Genomic DNA, 17,745 nt, shown 5'->3' with positions numbered 1-17,745 from the left:
CGCCTGAAAAGGCAAAACGGCCCCGGAGAGATCACTCTCCGGGGCCGTTTTCATGTCCCGTACGCCAACCGGTACGCCAACGGCTCAGCCGAGCTTGTCACTCAGCGACCCGAGTGCCTTCCGCTGCTCGTCCAGGGACGCGTGGGCGTAGACCTTCATCGTCACGCCGATGTCGCTGTGCCCGGCGATCTGCCGGACGATGTGCGGCGGGACGCCGAGGTCCAGCAGCAGGGTCACGCAGGTGTGGCGGAGGTCGTGGAACCGGAGCTTGAGCCCGAGCCGATCCCGGAGCGGGTACCAGCTCCGCCGAAGGTTGTCCGGCTCGATCGGCGTCCCGACTCGGCTCGTGAAGACCAGCCCCATCTCCGTCCACCGCTCGCCGGCCGCCACCCGCTCCTGAGCCTGCCGCTCCCGGTGGGCCCGCAGGGCCTCCAGGACCAACGGCGGGAGCGGCAGCGTCCGCAGCGAGGACGCCGTCTTGGTCGGGCCGAGCTGGAGCGCCCCGTCCACCCGCTGGAGGTTGCTGGACACGATGAGCGTCCCGCGCTCCAGGTCGACCGCCGCCCAGTGGAGCCCCAGCAGCTCTCCGCGCCGGAGCCCCATGGCCAGGGCGAGGACGTAGAGGGCGTGCAGGCGGTCCGTGCTGGCCGTCTTCAGGAGGAGGCGGGCCTGCGGGACCGTGAGCCCCTTCCCGGCGCTGTAGTCGGGCGTGGGCACCTGCACCAGCTTGGCGACGTTCCGCAGGATCAGCTCCTCCCGGACGGCGCTCTCCAGGGCGTTCCGCAGGACGGCGTGAATCGACTGCACCATCCGGCGAGAGAGCTTGGTCTCGCAGCACTCCCCTGCGGCACAGCACTCCGGCTTCGGCCGAGCCGCGTCCCACCCGTTCTTGCAGCACTGGCAGGCGCTGGCGACACCGGCCAGCCACTTCCGAACGTCGGCGGCCCGGAGGGTCCGGAGCTTCTTGGTCCCGAGCCCCGGGACCAGGTGAACCCGGACCACGCTCTCGTACCCCTGGTAGGTCTTCGGCCGGCGGTTCACCCTCACGACTGTGGCCAGCCAGTAGGTCAGGTACTCCTCCACCTTGGCGTTGGTGTCGGGCGTCGGGATTCCCTGGTTGTCCTGGGCCTGAAGCTCCGTCATCTTGTCGCGCACCTCGTCACGGGTCTTGCCGTACACGGAGATGCGCTTGACCTTCCCGGACGTCGTGGTCACGTAGACACGGCCGTGGTAGAGGTCGCGGTTCGTCATGCGGCTGATGCTGCCGTCGCCGTTGGCGCGCTTGGCCATTAGAGGCTGCTCCTGCTCTGGGTGCGGATGTAGGTGGTGAGGTCGTCGGCGGCCACGCGGCGGGCGCGGCCGATGGTGAAGCTCGGCAGGGTGCCGGAGCGGAAGAGGTCGTAAACCTTGCTGCGGCCGAGCCGGAGCGCGGCCATGACTTCGGGGACGGTGAGCGCTTCGGCGACCGGGCTGGCCACGGTGTCCTCCTGGGCGGGTGGAGTCGGCTGCGGTGGGACAGAGAGGGAGGCTGCCTGGGTCGCCGAAGGGCGGTATCGGGGCCGTTGGCGGGGGTGCTCGGGGGCGCCTCCCTGCCTCCCTGTGGCGCTGTCCGTACTGGTGGGGGCGGGGTTGGTGGTCAGGGAGGCGGTCAGGGAGTTCTCCCTGTCTCCCTGACCGCCTCCCTGGTGGTTCGGGCGACCCGGTGGCCCCGGTCGGTCGCGGTGGATGGTGGTGTCGGGCTGGGTGTCAGGGGTGGGTGTCAGGCGGCGTCAGGGGCCGCTGTCAGGGCCCCTGACACCCGCGTTTGCCTAGGGGTTTGGGTGCCAGGGGGTGTCAGGCGTCAGGGGGTGTCAGGGCGGCTGGCGGCGGCTGGAGCGGCACGCCGGGCGCGGCGCCTAGCGCTAGCGACCAGCAGGAGTGCCGGGGGCGTGCTGGGGGCGGTTTTCGGGGTGTCGCGGCGGGGTGCCCTTGGGCGCTAGGTGGCTGATCAGGGTGCGTATGGGTCGCTAGCGGGGTCGCTAGGTCTAGCGAGGGCCGACGCTAGGTCTGGCGTCCGGTCCGGGGTCCGGCCGGGGCGTGGTGGGGAGGGTTCAGGGCCTCTCGGGGCGGGCGTGTTTGTCTGAGGTGGGGATTTCTGCGTCACCGCGTCACCTGCGACACCCGGGCCCCTGACCTGGGGCTTTGGGTGACGCGGCGACCGGGGTCTGCGTCACCGCTGCGTCACCGGCTGCGTCACCGCATGACGCAGGAGATCTCGCGGGGCTCGCGTGTTGTCCGAGGTGCGGATTTCTGCGTCATTGCGACATCAGCGTCATGCGGGCCTGTGACCTGGGGTTTTGCATGACGCAGCGGCCGGGGTCTGCGTCATCGGTGCGTCATGGGCTGCGTCATGGCATGACGCACGTGTACGCAGGATGACGCAGAAGATTCCGTCTGCGTCATGGTCGTTCCCGCAGGTCAGGTGCCGTTTTTCGGCTCGCATGACGCACATGTCGCAGCGTCTTCCTACTTAGGAAAAAGAGGGGCAGTTGTAGTTAGGGCGGTGCCTTTGCGGCGCGCGGCCGGGGGTGACGCAGGCCGGGCCTGCGGGTGACGCAGGTGTACGCAGGATGACGCAGAGGATTCCGTCTGCGTCACCGCTGTTGTCGCAGGTCAGGGGCTGTTTTTCGGCCCTGGGTGACGCGGTGACGCAGACTCTTCCTACTTAGGAAAAAGAAGGGGCTGTTCTTGTAGTAGGCGCTCGCCTCAGAGAGTGAAGAAGGAGCCGCTGCGCGGCACGACCTTCAAGCGGCTTCGCCGAACAGCAAGAGGAGCACCCCTCCCCGGGGGAGCCCGGTGCTCTTCTTGCTTGTCCGGCGCCGCCGGGCGCCCAGTCCTGGACGCGACGGCCACTCCCGGACGGCGGTGGGGCCGGTCAGTTGCGGGGCGCGGTCCAGGGGGAGCGTTCCCGGCTGCTGGACGGGGCGGAGGCGGCGACGGCGGACAGGCCGGCGGGCAGTCCGGTGGCGGCCAGGTAGGCGCGGAAGGCATCGCGGGGGATACGGACCTGGCCCCGGCCGTTGCCGACCCGGTAGGCGTCCAGGCGCCCGCCGCGCGCCATGCGCCAGACGGTCTCCTGCGACAGCCGCAGGGCGAAGGCCACCTGCGGCACGGTCAGGTAGTCCGTCGGGTCCGCGAGCGGGGCCGGGTCGGTGGTGGTCGGCGGCGGGGTGTTCATGCGGGTCTCCTCAGTCGGGTAGCGAGTCGGGGATGGGGTCGGGCCGAACGCCTGCCGACGCTCACGTGCGCTCACGACGGCGCGTGCACCGCTCACGGACGGGCCCGTTTCAGGCCCGCCGGGCGCCGCTTCAACCACGCGGCCGGGCGTTTCAGCGGTGGGGTGAACGGGGCGGCGAACACCCGACTGGACGGCGCTCACGAGGACGCGTTCACCGCTCACGACGGCGCCGGTTTCAGCTCCGCCGGGCGCCGCTTCAACGGCACGGGCCGGATCTTCAACCGCACCGGTGAACGTTTCAGCGGCGGGGTGAACGGGGCGGTGAACACCCGACCGAACGGCGCTCACGGCCCGACCGATTTCAGGTCCGCCGGTGGCCGCTTCAACGGCGCGGGCCGGGGTTTCAGCTCTGGGTGGTGGAGGCTCGGGGGCGCGGGAGTCGGCCCCGTTCTGGCTGGTCACAGCTACTCCTGCAAGGGCGGGAAGCGCTTCCCTGGACGCGGGAACGGTCGGGGTGAGCGCGGGTGAGCGAGTCGGGCGACGGTCGGCCGACGATGCCTGGTCAGTGGGCGACCGATGCTTGGGGGTAAAGGGCGGGTAGCGCTTCCCGGAACGCGGGATCGGTCGGCGGGTAGCGCCGGGAACGCTCCCGTGAGCGGCGGTGAACGGTCGGGTGTTCACCGCCTCGCGGGCGTCCCTGAAAGTCGGCCGACCGGGGCTGAAACGGGCGCCGCCGGTCGGTCGGGGTGAGCGGGTCGTGAGCGCCCGTGAGCGTCGGTAAGCGCTCACCCCGGGAGGCGTCAGGCGGCGGCGAACAGCCGGGTGTTCACCGCCGGGACGGCGGGCGGCTGCGGGGCGGTGATGCCGAACGTGCGGGTGACGGCCTCGGCCACGAGCTTGGCGTAGGCGTAGACGGGCTGGCGCGGGCTCGACAGCGCGGTGCGGGCCAGCTCCGCGTACCCCTCGATCTGGGACGCGTCGGCGTCCACGATCGTGAACCGGAGGGCCTCGGCGAGCGCGTCGGAGCGCTGGAGGTCCGAGGTGGTGAGCATCATCGAGGGGTGGAAGGCCAGCAGGCCCACCATGTCGAAGAACCGCAGCGACAGCGTCACCCGCACCGACAGGCGCGGCTCGGTCTCGTACGAGTCCGCCTCGCCGAACAGCGAGACGTTCTCCTCCACCACGTCGGTGGTCAGGGACGGCTGAGCGGTGAGAGAAGCGTGCATGATGGAACTCCCTTCATGGGGCCTGAAGCGGCGTACGGACTTGGCGGTTTGAGCGCCGCTTCAGGCATTTCCGCAGGTCAGAGCAGGCCAAAGAGGGCCCTTTGCCGTCTGCGACCTTCCGTCGCTTTCGACACCCTCAACATAGACAACCTGCCTAGGCAGGTCAAGAGGGTTGGGTTTCTCGCGTCTGTTGGGCACCTGCCCTAGCATTGACGCATGGCCCTAGACCCGGATGACTCGCGCCCCCCGTATCAGCAGGTCAGCAGCTCTCTGCGGGCCTCAATCCTCACCAAGAAGCCGGGCTTCGAGACCGGCGACAAACTTCCTTCCGGTCCCGAACTGGCGAAGCACTTCGGCGTGGCGCGCGGCACCGTCGACAAGGCGCTGGACCTGCTTCGGACCGAGGGGCTGATCGTGACCCGCCAGGGAAGCGGCTCGTTCGTCCGGGAGCGCACCTCTCGGCCGGTCGGACTCCGGCCCCACCTCGAAGCGGCCTTCGAACAGCAGCAGGTGACTCTGGACTTCGCCGGCTTCTCCAGCGAGACGCTGCACAACGCGCTGCAAGAGCCGCTGGACAAGGTCCGCTCCGGTCGACTCACCCCGGAGTCCATCACCGTGCGTCTGCTGCTGCCGGACACCACACAGCCGATGGCCGTCCCCGTGCTGGTCGACGGTCTCAAGGACGAAGTGGCCCTTCGCGAGCGGGCCCGGAACATCGCGCTGACCAACGCCGGGGGCATCGCCCACTCGGTCGAGGTACTGGCAGAACTGGGGCTGGTCCAGTCGGCGAGCGTCCAGGTCAAGGTGCACCGAGGGTCCAGCCTGTTCAAGCTGTACATCCTGAACCGGTCGGAAGCCTTCTTCGGCTTCTATCCGCTGCGTGAGCGGACCATCGCGGTGGACGGCGCGGATCACACGTTCTACGACGTCACGGGTAAGGACACCACCCTGTTCCACCACGCCGCCGGACCGGATGACGCCTCGCTCGGATCGCAGTACGTCCAGCAGGCGCAGATGTGGTTCGACAGCGTGTGGAGCACGATCTCCTACGAGCGGCAGCCATGACCACCACGCCTCAGCAACTCGCCGATGTACTCCGGCCGGTGAAGCACGTCCTGCTCGACTTCGACGGCCCGGTGTGCTCGGTCTTCGCGGGCCTCCCCGCCCCCGAGGTGGCGCGCCGACTCCGTGAGGGCCTGCTCGCCAGCGACGGCCAGGCCCCGGCCGGGGCTGAAGAGGAAAGCGATCCCCTCGCCCTGCTCCGGCTGGTCTCGGACGCAAGGCCAGACCTCACGGGGAGCACAGACGCCGCACTAGCCGCGCTGGAGACTGAGGCCGTCCGGAAGGGCCGCGCGACCCCGGGCGGAGAATCGGTTCTGCGGTCCTGCGCCCGCTCCGGTCGACTGGTCTCGGTGGTCAGCAACAACGCGGGTGCGGCCATCGAGACCTACCTCACCGAGCACGGCCTCAGCGGCTACGTGGCGGGCGTCTTCGGCCGCGCCCCGGGCGACCCCTCGTCCATGAAGCCGAATCCACGCCTCCTACTCGAAGCCATGGAAGCCGCGGGCACCAAGCCGGAGCACTGCGTGTTCATCGGCGACGCGGCCCGCGACGTCGAGGCCGGGGAAGCCGCTGGTATCCCGACGATCGGCTACGCCAACAAGCCGGGAAAGGATGCCAAGCTCGCCACCGCCGGCGCCGTGGTGATCGTGGACTCCATGCAGCTCATCGCGGACGCCTTGACGTGAGACTCGGACAGCCGCGCCACCGAAGGCGTACTCCAACCCGTACGCCAACAGCAGCGCACAAGGGCGGACGGCGCAGCACAACGGCGGACTCCGCGCCCGGCCAGACCTAGGCGATCGAGGGCCCTGATCCGGCCTGAAAAGCGGAAGGTCGCCGGTTCGACCCCGGCCCTGGCCACAACCGGGAAGCCCCCGTAGCGAATTCGCTACGGGGGCTTCGTCGTTCACGCTCCTCGTCACCGCCTCACGGGTGACGAGGGCGAGCAGGTGGGCCTGAAGGCTGTTCCTGAGTGGCGGAGCGGTGCCGAGCAGGTGGTCGACGCCCTGCCGCGGGCGTCCGCCACCACCCCGGCCCTCGACCGGCTCCGGACGCCGGCCGGGCCGCGCGTCGCCCGTGGAGGCCCGCCCGGTGGGCGGCTCAGGAGGTCCGGAGCCAGAGCTCGGTGGTGCGCTCCACCGAGCCGTCCGCCTTGTAGTAGGTGACGGCCGCCGCGTCGGTGCCCGGCTTCGCGGCGAGGGCGTAGAAGCGGAACGGGGAGTCCCCGACCGTGACCGCTACCGCCTCGGTGGTGCCGCCGGTCTTCCAGGCGACCACGACCTTCGCGACCTCGGCCTGGACCCCCTCGATCACCACCGCGGGGACGCCCGCGTCGTCGTGGAGGCCGAGCGAGGCCCCCCCGACGGCGGCCGGGAACCCGCCCGGGGCGGACACCGCGGGCAGGGCGTCGTCCGCCTGCCGCTTGCCGTCCACGGTGTAGTAGTAGTTCACCCGGTCGATGCGCGGGTCCCAGTTGATGTCGATGTCCTTCTGGGTGACCGGCTTCGCCTTCGGATCGGTTTCGTGCCGTTCCGCCTGGATCAGCCGGGCCTGCTTGGCGAAGTCCTCCTTGCTGGAGGGGGCGGGCCACAGCGCGGCCCAGGCCTGCCAGGTGTGGCCGTTCGCCGCGCCCTCGGCGACCTTGACCCGGACGGGGGTGAACGGGTTCCGGGTCGCGGGCACGCCCGCCGCCGAAGGAGTGGCCGAAGCGGTGGCCGGAGCGCCCGGGGAGCCGGGGGCGGCCGCCGCGGTGACCGAGGCCGAAGCCACCGCCACGGTCGAGACCGCCTGCCGACCGCGCTCGCCGAGCACCGCCGTCCCCCCGGCGATGCCCGCGACCAGCACCGCCGCCGCCCCGGCGGTCAGCAGCCGCCGCCGTCGCAGCCGCCGCCGGCCGCCGGCGATCAGCCGGTCGTACGGCACCGCGCCGGTCTCGACGCTCCCGGCCAGTTCGCCCAGCGCCCGTACCGTCGCCGGATCGTCGCCGCCCTGCGTGTCCCCGGGCAGGTACCCGTCGCTCATCTTGTCCCTCCGATGCTCGTCAGTCCGATGAGTGAGGAGGCCCCGCGGAGTTTGGCCAGTCCTCTGGCGGCCTGGCTCTTCACCGTCCCGACCGTGCAGCCCATCGCCGCCGCGGTCTGAGTCTCGCTGAGGTCCTCCCAGTACCGCAGCACCACGGCCTGGCGCTGGCGCGGCGGCAGGGTGTCGAGCGCGGCGAGCAGCACGGCCCGGTCGTCGGGGTCGGCGCCGGCCGGCGCGGGCCGGTCCGGGAACGCGGTGACCGGGTACTCGACCAGCCGCCGCCGGAACCGTCTGGCGTGCTCGTTGAAGACGATCCGGCGCACGTAGGCGTACGGGTCGTCGGCGGCACGAACCCTGTTCCAGGCCGCGTACGCCCGTTCCAGTGCCTGCTGGACCAGGTCCTCGGCGCCGTGGCGGTCCCCCGCGAGCAGGTACGCCGTCCTGAGCAGCCGTGACCACGCGCTGCCGACGAACGCCCGGAACTCCTCGTCCCGGGCGGTCTTGTGGGCTCCCATGAGCACCTCCTCACCCTCCCGGAGCCCGGGACGGCCGTGGACCGTTGCCCGTCGTTCGCGATTCGTCGCCGACGGCTGTGACACTGGAGGGGCTCGAAAACCGAGGTGCGCTCCGCCGTGCCTCCTTGCGAACCTAGAGGGATGCCCGCAGTGAGTTCTCCCGCAGTCCAGTCCGCCGCCGTACCCGCCGAGGGACCCGGAATCGGCGAGCTGGCCGTCCGTCTGCCCGAGCTGACCCTGCGCGACCAGGTGCGGATCGGGCGCCGGCTGGAGGGGGCCCGTCGGGTCCGCAAGCCCGAGGCCCGGCAGAAGATCGCCACCGAGATCGCCGCCGACATCGACCGCGCCGAGCTGGTCGTCGAGCGCCGCCGGCAGGCCGTCCCGAAGATCGGCTATCCCGCCGAACTCCCGGTCAGCCAGAAGAAGGACGAGATCCTGGCCGCGATCCGGGACCACCAGGTGGTGATCGTCGCGGGCGAGACCGGTTCCGGCAAGACGACCCAGATCCCGAAGATCTGCCTGGAGCTCGGCCGTGGCGTGCGCGGCCTGGTCGGCCACACCCAGCCGCGCCGGATCGCCGCCCGCACGGTGGCCGAGCGGGTCGCGGAGGAGCTGGACAGTCCGCTGGGCGAGGCGGTCGGCTGGAAGGTCCGGTTCACCGACCAGGTCGGCCAGGACACCCTGGTCAAGCTGATGACGGACGGCATCCTGCTCGCGGAGATCCAGACCGACCGCGACCTGCACCAGTACGACACCCTGATCATCGACGAGGCGCACGAGCGCAGCCTCAACATCGACTTCATCCTCGGCTACGTCAAGCAGCTGCTCCCCCGCCGGCCCGACCTCAAGGTCGTGATCACCTCGGCGACCATCGACCCGGAGCGCTTCGCCCGGCACTTCGGCGACGCCCCGATCGTCGAGGTCTCCGGGCGCACCTACCCGGTCGAGGTCCGTTACCGGCCGCTCGTCGAGGACGGGGCCGAGGAGGACGAGGACACCACCGACGCCGACCGCGACCGGGACCAGGTCCAGGCGATCTGCGACGCCGCCGAGGAGCTCCAGGCCGAGGGCCCCGGCGACATCCTGGTCTTCCTCTCCGGCGAGCGCGAGATCCGCGACACCGCCGACGCCCTCGGCAAGCTGAAGCTGAAGAACACCGAGATCCTGCCGCTGTACGCCCGGCTCAGCTCGGCCGAGCAGCACAAGGTCTTCCAGCGCTCGCGCAGCCGCCGGATCGTGCTGGCCACCAACGTGGCCGAGACCTCGCTGACCGTCCCCGGCATCAAGTACGTGATCGACCCGGGCACCGCCCGCATCTCCCGTTACAGCCACCGCACCAAGGTGCAGCGGCTGCCGATCGAGGCGATCAGCCAGGCCAGCGCCAACCAGCGCAAGGGCCGCTGCGGCCGCACCTCGGACGGCATCTGCATCCGGCTCTACTCGGAGGAGGACTTCCTCTCCCGCCCCGAGTTCACCGACGCCGAGATCCTGCGCACCAACCTGGCCTCGGTGATCCTCCAGATGACCGCGGCCGGCCTCGGCGACATCGCCGCCTTCCCGTTCCTGGACCCGCCGGACTCGCGCAACATCAAGGACGGCGTCCACCTGCTGCACGAGCTGGGGGCGCTCGACCCGGACGAGAAGGACCCGCGCAAGCGCCTGACCCAGCTGGGCCGCAAGCTCGCCCAGCTCCCGGTGGACCCGCGGATGGCCCGCATGGTGCTGGAGGCGGACCGCAACGGCTGCGTCCGCGACGTCATGGTGATCGCCGCCGCCCTCTCCATCCAGGACCCGCGCGAGCGCCCGGCCGAGAAGCGCCAGGCCGCCGACGAGCGGCACCGCCGGTTCAACTCCGAGACCTCCGACTTCCTCTCCTACCTGGCGATGTGGCGCTACGTCCGGGAGCAGCAGCGGGAGCTCTCCTCCTCGGCGTTCCGCCGGATGTGCAAGGCGGAGTTCCTCAACTACCTGCGGATACGGGAGTGGCAGGACATCTACGTCCAGCTGCGCACCGTCGCCAAGCAGTTGGGCGTCGCGATCGAGGAGCCGCACCCGGACGCCGAGCCGGACGCCGACCGGATCCACCAGTCGCTGCTGGCCGGCCTGCTCTCCCACATCGGCCTGTACGACGTGGAGAAGCGCGAGTACGGCGGCGCGCGCGGCGCCCGCTTCGCGGTCTTCCCCGGCTCCGGCCTGTTCAAGAAGCCGCCGCGCTGGGTGATGTCGGCGGAGCTGGTGGAGACCTCCCGGCTGTGGGCGCGGATCAACGCGAAGATCGAGCCGGAGTGGGTCGAGCCGCTGGCCGGCCACCTGATCAAGCGCAGCTACAGCGAGCCGCACTGGGAGAAGAAGGCCGGCGCCGTGCTGGCGTACGAGAAGGTGACCCTCTACGGGATGCCGGTCGTCGCCCAGCGCAAGGTCAACTACGGGCGGATCGACCCGGAGCTCTGCCGCGAACTGTTCATCCGCAACGCGCTGGTCGAGGGTGACTGGGAGACCCACCACCGGTTCTTCGCGGAGAACCGCAGGCTGCTCGGCGAGGTCGAGGAGCTGGAGAACCGGGCCCGCCGCCGGGACATCCTGGTGGACGACCAGACCCTGTTCGACTTCTACGACGCCCGGCTGCCCGAGGACGTCGTCTCCACCCGGCACTTCGACTCCTGGTGGAAGAAGGCCCGGCACGAGCAGCCGGACCTGCTGAACTTCGAGAAGTCGATGCTGATCAACGACGCCGCGGACGGCGTCACCGAGGCCGACTACCCGGACCACTGGCAGCAGGGCAAGCTCCGCTTCAGGCTGACCTACCAGTTCGAGCCGGGCAGCGACGCGGACGGCGTGACGGTGCACATCCCGCTGCCGGTGCTCAACCAGGTCACCGCGGAGGGCTTCGACTGGCAGATCCCCGGTCTGCGGGAGGAGCTGGTCACCGCGTACATCAAGTCGCTGCCGAAGGCGCTCCGGCGCAACTTCGTCCCCGCGCCGGACTTCGCCAGGGCGGCGCTGCGTGCCGTGAGGGACCGCCGGACTGATGGCACGTTCGGCTCCGCCGAGGGGCTCCTCCCGGCCCTGGAGCACGCCCTGAAGCGCCTGACGGCGGTCACCGTGCCCCCGGAGGCCTGGGACGATGAACGGGTGCCCGAGCACCTCAAGGTGACCTTCCGGGTGGTGGACGGCAAGCGCCGGCTCGCCGAGTCCAAGGACCTGGAGGAGCTGCGGCTGAAGCTCAAGCCCAAGCTCAAGGAGACGCTCTCCTCGGCCGCTTCCGGCCAGGGCATCGAGCAGAGCGGGCTGACCGCCTGGCCGGCCTCCCTGCCGGTGCTCCAGCGCACCTTCGAGCAGCGCTCGCGCGGCCACTCGATGCGCGCCTACCCGGCCCTGGTGGACGAGGGCCAGTCGGTCGCCGTGAAGCTGTTCGACACCACGCAGGCGCAGGCCCAGTCGATGTGGGAGGGGACGCGGCGGCTGCTGATGCTGACCACCAACTCCCCGGCCAAGTCGATCCAGGGCCGGCTGGGCAACCAGGCGAAGCTGGCGCTCTCGCACAGCCCGCACGGCTCCATCGGCGCCCTGTTCGAGGACGTCGTGGCGGCGGCGACGGACCGGCTGATGACCCTGGCCGGCGGCCCGGCCTGGGACGAGGCGGCGTTCGGCAAGCTGCACGACAAGGTGCGCGCTGACCTGTACGAGCTGTCCGCGGACACCACGCTGAAGACGGCCACCGCGCTGATCGCCTTCCACAAGGCCTCGACCCGGCTGAAGACGGTGAGCAGCCCGGTGCTGCTGAACGCGGTGAACGACATCCGGCTGCACCTGGCCTCGCTGGTGCACCCGGGCTTCGTGACCGCCACCGGCTGGCAGCGGCTGCCGGACCTCAAGCGCTACCTGCTGGCGGTGGACCGCCGCCTGGAGGCGCTGCCCAACCACCCGCAGCGGGACGCCCAGCAGCTGCTGAAGGTGCAGCAGGTGCAGCAGGCGTACGGGGAGCTGCTGGCGGCCGTCCCGGCCGGGCACCAGCCCTCCGCGGAGGTACGGGCGATCCGCTGGATGATCGAGGAGTTGCGGGTCAGCTTCTTCGCCCAGTCGCTGGGCACGCCGAGCCCGGTCTCGGAGAAGCGGATCGTGAAGGCGATGGAGGCGGCTCGGGCGACGCTCTGACCCGGGCGGTGCCGCGGCCTCCCCGGGCCGCGGCCGTGAGCTGCGGGTGGGCCTTCAGGAGCCAGTTCGACCTGGGGGCCCACCATGGGCTACAGTCTGTCTTGTTCGCAGCGCGGCAAGCGAGTGAACGAGATCAGGAAAACCTGGTCCCGTGGAGCAGTTGGTTAGCTCGCCACCCTGTCAAGGTGGAGGTCGCGGGTTCAAGTCCCGTCGGGATCGCCGCAACGCGAGAGGCCCGGAACCGTTCAGGTTCCGGGCCTCTCGCTTTTTACCTTTCGGCCCCTTACCCCGGCCAGGTCTAGACCACAAGTGACTGACGGTGTGACAGTCGTCACGGAACCCCCTCCGGAGCCGACCCTCCGAAGCCCCCTCCAGAACCTCGCTAATTTAATATGTAAAATTGTACAGGTATTCACTGTAAATCCCCCCCACCCCAGGCGCATCAAATCGTTATCCGGAGTTCAACATTCCGACCACTTGACCGACGCCGAACACCCGCGCGCGGGTACGACAAAGGGGCCGCTTACCGGACCCGGCGGAGTCCGGTAAGCGGCCCCTTTAAAGAGCCTTTGGCCTATCAGGCCTCAGTGCGCTGGGCGGGAATCCCAGCAAGCAGAGCGCGCACCTCCGCCTCACGGTAACGGCGGTGACCGCCGAGCGTGCGAATCGACGTCAGCTTGCCCGCCTTGGCCCAGCGGGTGACCGTCTTCGGGTCCACGCGGAACATGGTGGCAACCTCTGCCGGCGTCAGCAGCGGCTCAGCATCAGGGGTACGAGCGGTCATGAGCGGCCTCCTCGGGAGAACCGAACCAGGGCGGTTCTATCCTTCAAATTCTGCACCTTGGCCCGCGATGCCCGAAATGGCATAGACGGGCCGAGTCGGTTATAGGACGAACGGCTTGTCCTGGTGTCTACAACTACACCATCCGTCCAGCCCTATCGACCAAACCGCCAAAATTGACCCCTCACGGGTTCAAGGCCGACGGATGGCGATGGACCACCCCATAGCGGACAGTCACACAGCAATGACATCCGGTTACGAAGGGACCAGACCCTCCGTTTCCCCGCAAAGCACGCATCGACTCCAGAACCACCCAAAAGTGGGCACGCTCACGTGAAGTTGGGCTGGTTGTCCCATTTTTGCACATAGGGGTAAGTTCGCGTCAACGGTGAGTAGTGTCACGTTCGACAGCTATTGACCCGAACCAGGACCTTGGTCATCACCCCTGCAGTGCCAAGGACTCTTACAGTCATACACGCGCGGTCGGACGTCAGTTCGCGTGCCGAAGTGCCAGCACCCGACGCCAGCGCACCGTCAGTTCCCCGTACACGCGCAGTGCCTCGGCCGTGTCCCCCGCCCGCAGCGCGCGCAGCCCCTCCTCCAGTTCCCCCGCCGAACGGTCCGCCAACAACCGTTCCGGACCCAGCAGATGCACCAGGCCCCCGTAGTCCAGCTCCACCAGCGAACGCGGGTGGAACTCCTCCAGCCAGCGCCCGACCCGCTCGGCCCCCCGCACCAGCTCCCCGTCCGGCACCGCCTCGCGCAGCGCCCGGAAGGCCCGTGCCACCCGCCGCCGCGCCTGCGCCATCGGCACCAGGTAGAACAGCGCCGCGGGCCGGCCCCCGTGCTCCCCTCCCCCTTCCCCCACCCCTTCCTTCCCGCCCGGCGGACCGTCCACGCCCCCGTCCGCCGCCTCGTCCGCCGCCGCGCCCCCGCCCGGCACGAAGCAGCGGTCCTCGTCCCCGAACGGCAGGAACCAGCGCACCGGCACCTCCCAGCGGCTGGTCAGGATCCACGGCCGGGCGTCCGGGTGCTCGGCCCGCCAGCGCTCCCGGTCCGCCTCGGCGGCCGCCCGGGCCACCGGCGGCAGCGCGGTGTCCAGCAGCGCCACCGGCGCCCCGGCCCGCAGCTCCTCCAGCGCCTGCCAGCTGCGCAGCCTGGTCGCCCACGGGCAGACGTACAGCACGCCGTCCACCACCCGCAGGTACGCCCGCCCGCTCTCCCGCTCGGGCAGCGCCCGGGGCGTGCGGGCGGCCAGCCCGACGAGCGCCTCCCGCTGCTCCTCCAGCACCGCCGCCGCGACCGGCTGGGCCGGCTCCGCGGCGTCCGGCCCGTGCTCCGCCGCAAAGGCCTGCCAGCGCGCCCGCTCGGGCTCCGGATAGGCGGCCAGCGGCTCGTAGACCCGCAGGTGGGCGGCGTAGGGCGGCTGTACGGAAGTACGTACGACGGTCACGTCCTGCATGGTCGCACGCGCCGCCCGACCGGGGGAGAGCGCGCCCCCGAACCGTTCGCGTCCGCACCCGCGTACCACTTCCCGTCTCACCCCTCGGACGACCGGCCCCAGCTCGGACAAGACAGCGGATCGGCGGCCTCCTCGCGGCTACGCTTCGCCCTAGGCGCCCGCACCACAGCAGCGGGCCTTCATTACTGGAGTCACCACAGTGACCGACGTACAGACCCCCGCCACGCACCCCGCACCCGGCGTGCTCAGCAGGATCTTCCGTACCGAACAGGACGGCGCCCCCGGCGACGGTCACGAGCAGGTCGTCCTCTGCCACGACCGCAGCTCGGGCCTGAAGGCGATCATCGCCATCCACTCGACCGCCCTGGGCCCGGCCCTCGGCGGCACCCGCTTCTTCCCGTACGCCTCCGAGGAGGCGGCGCTGGAGGACGCGCTCAACCTGTCCCGCGGGATGTCCTACAAGAACGCGCTGGCCGGACTGGACCTCGGCGGCGGCAAGGCCGTCATCATCGGCGACCCGAACAAGGACAAGAACGAGGCGATGCTCCGGGCCTACGGCCGCTTCGTCGAGTCCCTGCGCGGCCGCTACATCACCGCCTGCGACGTGGGCACCTACGTCCAGGACATGGACGTCATCGCCCGCGAGACCGAGTTCGTGACCGGCCGCTCGCCGGAGCACGGCGGCGCCGGCGACTCGTCCATCCTGACCGCCTTCGGCGTCTTCCAGGGCATGCGCGCCACCGCCCAGGCCCGCTGGGGCCAGCCGACCCTGCGCGGCAAGCGGGTCGGCGTCGCGGGCGTCGGCAAGGTCGGCCACTACCTGGTCGGCCACCTGGTCGCGGACGGTGCCACCGTCGTCGTCACCGACCCCTTCGAGGCCGCGGTCAACCGCGTGCGCGCCGCCCACCCCGAGGTGGAGGTGGTCGCCGACACCGCCGCCCTGCTGCAGGCCAAGCTGGACGTCTACGCCCCCTGCGCCCTCGGCGGCGCGCTGACCGACGACACGGTCGCCGCACTGGGCGAGTTCGGCACCTCGATCGTCTGCGGCGCGGCCAACAACCAGCTGGCCCACCCGGGCGTCGAGAAGGACCTGGCCGACCGCGGCATCCTCTACGCGCCGGACTACCTGGTGAACTCCGGCGGCGTCATCCAGGTCGCCGACGAGATCGACGGCTTCAACTTCGAGCGGGCCAAGAACAAGGCCACGAAGATCTTCGACACCACCCTGGAGATCTTCACCCGGGCCACCGCCGACGGCGTCCCGCCGGCCGTCGCCGCCGACCGCCTGGCCGAGAAGCGGATGCGCGAGATCAGCGCCCTGCGCACGGTGCTGCTGCCGAGCGCCCGCCGCGCCTGATCGGGCCGGCGACCGACCGCGTGACGCGCGGGGGGCAGTCACCACGGCCCCCCGCGCATCACGATGTGGAACCGGATTCTCACTTCTCCGCCCGAACGGGTGATCCGAGGCCCCCTCAGGGGGGATAATCAGTCCTGGAACGACGGACCTCAGACACCTCCGGACAGCGCGAAAATCGCCACAAAACCTCCCTTGACCTGGAAAGACCTCGTCTCGGGTGCGGTCGGTGCGCGCCACGTCACACCGACGACGTACCGTCCAGCGGCGGAAACAGGTACCGTTAATGCTCCAAGGGACGGCTTCTCCCATTCGGGCAGGCGCCGGTCCTGATCATGAACACGTGTCAGACTCGGGGCCGTGAGCCCCATCGTTGAGGGGGTCGACCCATGGGGCGCGGCCGGGCCAAGGCCAAGCAGACGAAGGTCGCCCGCGAGCTGAAGTACAACAGCGGCGGGTTCGACGCTAACCGTCTGTCCAACGAGCTGGGCGTATCGCCGTCCACCTCTTCGATCGAGCCGGAGCCGATCGAGGAAGTGGAGGACGACGACCCCTACGCGGAGTACGCCGCCCGCTACGCCGACCTCGACGACGAGGACGACAGCGGGCCGGGCGCCGGGCCGTCGCAGGCCTCCCGCCGCTCGTAACCACAGCTTTCCCGCAGGCCGGTCCGGACGCCCAGGGCGCCGGGCCGGTCTTCGGCGTTCCCTCGTCCGGGACCGGCCCCTGTCCCCCGGTGGCCCCCACCGCATGCGAGAGGGCCCCTCCGGTGCTCCGGAGGGGCCCTCTCGTCGTCACGTGGCGGGTCAGCTCGCCCGGAAGCCCTCGTAGGCGTTGTAGAGGGCCGCGCCGTCCTCGTGCTCGTCGGTGCGCTCGACGATGTCGCCGAGCAGCCAGGACTCCACGCCGCGGTCCTCCAGGATCGACAGCACGACGTCCACCGAGTGCGGCGGGACGACCGCGACCATGCCGACGCCCATGTTCAGCGTCTTCTCGATCTCCAGGGTGGCCACCCGGCCGACCTCGGCGACGGTCTGGAAGACCGGCAGCGGGGTCCAGGTGCCGCGGTCCAGGCGGGCGTGCAGGCCGGCCGGGATGACCCGGGCCAGGTTGGCCGCCAGGCCGCCGCCGGTGACGTGCGAGAAGGCGTGCACCTCGGTGGCGCGGGTGAGCGCCAGGCAGTCCAGCGAGTAGATCCGGGTCGGCTCCAGCAGCTCCTCACCGAGGGTGCGGCCGAACTCCTCGACCTTGCGGTCCAGCTTCCAGCCGGCCTCGTTCAGCAGCACGTGGCGGACCAGCGAGTAGCCGTTGGAGTGCAGGCCGGAGGCGGCCATCGCGATCACCACGTCGCCGGCCCGGACCCGGTCCGCGCCGAGCAGCGCGTCGGCCTCCACCACGCCGGTGCCGGCGCCCGCGACGTCGTACTCGTCCGGGCCCAGCAGGCCGGGGTGCTCGGCGGTCTCGCCACCGACCAGGGCGCAGCCGGCCAGCGCGCAGCCCTCGGCGATGCCCTTGACGATCGCGGCGACCCGCTCCGGGACGACCTTGCCGACGCAGATGTAGTCGGTCATGAACAGCGGCTCGGCGCCGCACACGACCAGGTCGTCGACGACCATGCCGACCAGGTCGTGGCCGATGGTGTCGTGCTTGTCCATGGCGGCGGCGATGGCCACCTTGGTCCCCACGCCGTCGGTGGCCGAGGCCAGCAGCGGCCGCTCGTAGTTCTTGAAGGCGGACGCGTCGAAGAGGCCGGCGAAGCCGCCGAGACCGCCGACCACCTCGGGGCGGTTGGCCTTCTTCACCCACTGCTTCATGAGCTCGACGGCGCGGTCGCCCGCCTCGATGTCGACACCGGCGGCGGCGTAGGTGGCGCCGTTCTGGTTGCTGGTCACTGCGTGCGGCCCTCTCGGGTCAGGTGGGGGTGGTTCTTCGGAACAGCAGGGGGTGGAAC

Annotated in this window: 14 protein-coding genes and 2 tRNA genes; 7 read left to right on the top strand and 9 right to left on the bottom strand. The window is 70.7% G+C overall.

Annotated elements, in window-relative coordinates:
• Positions 1-84: 84 nt before the first annotated feature.
• The 4 genes from xerC to ACGF13_RS31705 form a co-directional block, all read right to left on the bottom strand.
• Positions 85-1,290: a tyrosine recombinase XerC gene (gene xerC, locus ACGF13_RS31720; protein WP_392881797.1), complete on the bottom strand. Its 1,206-nt coding sequence runs from the start codon at positions 1,288-1,290 to the stop codon at positions 85-87.
• Positions 1,290-1,478, bottom strand: coding sequence for a helix-turn-helix domain-containing protein (locus ACGF13_RS31715; RefSeq protein WP_392881794.1), 189 nt, complete (start codon positions 1,476-1,478; stop codon positions 1,290-1,292). Before ACGF13_RS31715 ends, xerC begins: the two co-directional genes overlap by 1 nt.
• Positions 1,479-2,914: 1,436 nt before the next feature.
• A complete protein-coding gene (locus tag ACGF13_RS31710; protein WP_392881792.1) occupies positions 2,915-3,217 on the bottom strand; it encodes a helix-turn-helix domain-containing protein in 303 nt (100 codons plus the stop codon).
• 800 nt (positions 3,218-4,017) lie between these two features.
• Complete coding sequence (locus ACGF13_RS31705) at positions 4,018-4,443, bottom strand: hypothetical protein (protein ID WP_392881791.1); 426 nt, start codon at positions 4,441-4,443, stop codon at positions 4,018-4,020.
• Between the two features lie 216 nt (positions 4,444-4,659).
• Here ACGF13_RS31705 and ACGF13_RS31700 point away from each other — a divergent pair, with 216 nt between their 5' ends.
• From ACGF13_RS31700 to ACGF13_RS31690, 3 genes are all read left to right on the top strand, one after another.
• The gene (locus ACGF13_RS31700; RefSeq protein WP_392881788.1) at positions 4,660-5,508 is read left to right on the top strand and encodes a GntR family transcriptional regulator; all 849 of its coding nucleotides are present in this window, start codon (positions 4,660-4,662) and stop codon (positions 5,506-5,508) included.
• Positions 5,505-6,191, top strand: coding sequence for an HAD family hydrolase (locus ACGF13_RS31695; RefSeq protein WP_392881785.1), 687 nt, complete (start codon positions 5,505-5,507; stop codon positions 6,189-6,191). Before ACGF13_RS31700 ends, ACGF13_RS31695 begins: the two co-directional genes overlap by 4 nt.
• A gap of 98 nt (positions 6,192-6,289) precedes the next feature.
• A tRNA-Phe gene (locus ACGF13_RS31690) sits at positions 6,290-6,366 on the top strand.
• 240 nt (positions 6,367-6,606) lie between these two features.
• Here ACGF13_RS31690 and ACGF13_RS31685 read toward each other — a convergent pair.
• A complete protein-coding gene (locus tag ACGF13_RS31685; protein ID WP_392881784.1) occupies positions 6,607-7,527 on the bottom strand; it encodes a hypothetical protein in 921 nt (306 codons plus the stop codon).
• Entirely contained in the window at positions 7,524-8,042 is a 519-nt protein-coding gene (locus tag ACGF13_RS31680; protein ID WP_392881781.1) for a SigE family RNA polymerase sigma factor, read from the bottom strand. The genes ACGF13_RS31685 and ACGF13_RS31680 overlap by 4 nt, the downstream gene beginning before the upstream one ends.
• Positions 8,043-8,183: 141 nt before the next feature.
• On the opposite strand from ACGF13_RS31680, the gene hrpA reads away from it, so the two are divergent.
• Together hrpA and ACGF13_RS31670 are read left to right on the top strand one after the other, a co-directional pair.
• Positions 8,184-12,197, top strand: coding sequence for an ATP-dependent RNA helicase HrpA (hrpA, locus tag ACGF13_RS31675; RefSeq protein ID WP_392881779.1), 4,014 nt, complete (start codon positions 8,184-8,186; stop codon positions 12,195-12,197).
• 145 nt (positions 12,198-12,342) lie between these two features.
• Positions 12,343-12,416 (top strand) — tRNA-Asp (locus ACGF13_RS31670).
• A gap of 358 nt (positions 12,417-12,774) precedes the next feature.
• On the opposite strand, the gene bldC is transcribed toward ACGF13_RS31670, so the two are convergent.
• A complete protein-coding gene (bldC, locus tag ACGF13_RS31665; protein ID WP_014137253.1) occupies positions 12,775-12,981 on the bottom strand; it encodes a developmental transcriptional regulator BldC in 207 nt (68 codons plus the stop codon).
• Between the two features lie 487 nt (positions 12,982-13,468).
• The gene (locus ACGF13_RS31660) at positions 13,469-14,440 is read right to left on the bottom strand and encodes a hypothetical protein (protein ID WP_392881777.1); all 972 of its coding nucleotides are present in this window, start codon (positions 14,438-14,440) and stop codon (positions 13,469-13,471) included.
• A gap of 199 nt (positions 14,441-14,639) precedes the next feature.
• Here ACGF13_RS31660 and ACGF13_RS31655 point away from each other — a divergent pair, with 199 nt between their 5' ends.
• Together ACGF13_RS31655 and ACGF13_RS31650 are read left to right on the top strand one after the other, a co-directional pair.
• The gene (locus tag ACGF13_RS31655) at positions 14,640-15,797 is read left to right on the top strand and encodes a Glu/Leu/Phe/Val dehydrogenase dimerization domain-containing protein (RefSeq protein ID WP_392881775.1); all 1,158 of its coding nucleotides are present in this window, start codon (positions 14,640-14,642) and stop codon (positions 15,795-15,797) included.
• A gap of 386 nt (positions 15,798-16,183) precedes the next feature.
• On the top strand, positions 16,184-16,441 hold the full coding sequence (locus tag ACGF13_RS31650; protein ID WP_392881772.1) for a DUF3073 domain-containing protein: 258 nt from the start codon (positions 16,184-16,186) through the stop codon (positions 16,439-16,441).
• 159 nt (positions 16,442-16,600) lie between these two features.
• Here the strand turns inward: ACGF13_RS31650 and purM are convergent, their stop codons facing one another.
• On the bottom strand, positions 16,601-17,686 hold the full coding sequence (purM, locus tag ACGF13_RS31645; protein WP_392881770.1) for a phosphoribosylformylglycinamidine cyclo-ligase: 1,086 nt from the start codon (positions 17,684-17,686) through the stop codon (positions 16,601-16,603).
• Between the last annotated feature and the right edge of the window lie 59 nt (positions 17,687-17,745).

The organism is Kitasatospora sp. NPDC048286, assembly GCF_043201735.1.
Classification (GTDB): Bacteria; Actinomycetota; Actinomycetes; order Streptomycetales; family Streptomycetaceae; genus Kitasatospora.
Note: the sequence above shows the minus strand (reverse complement) of the source record. Positions and strands in the feature narration are given on the sequence as shown.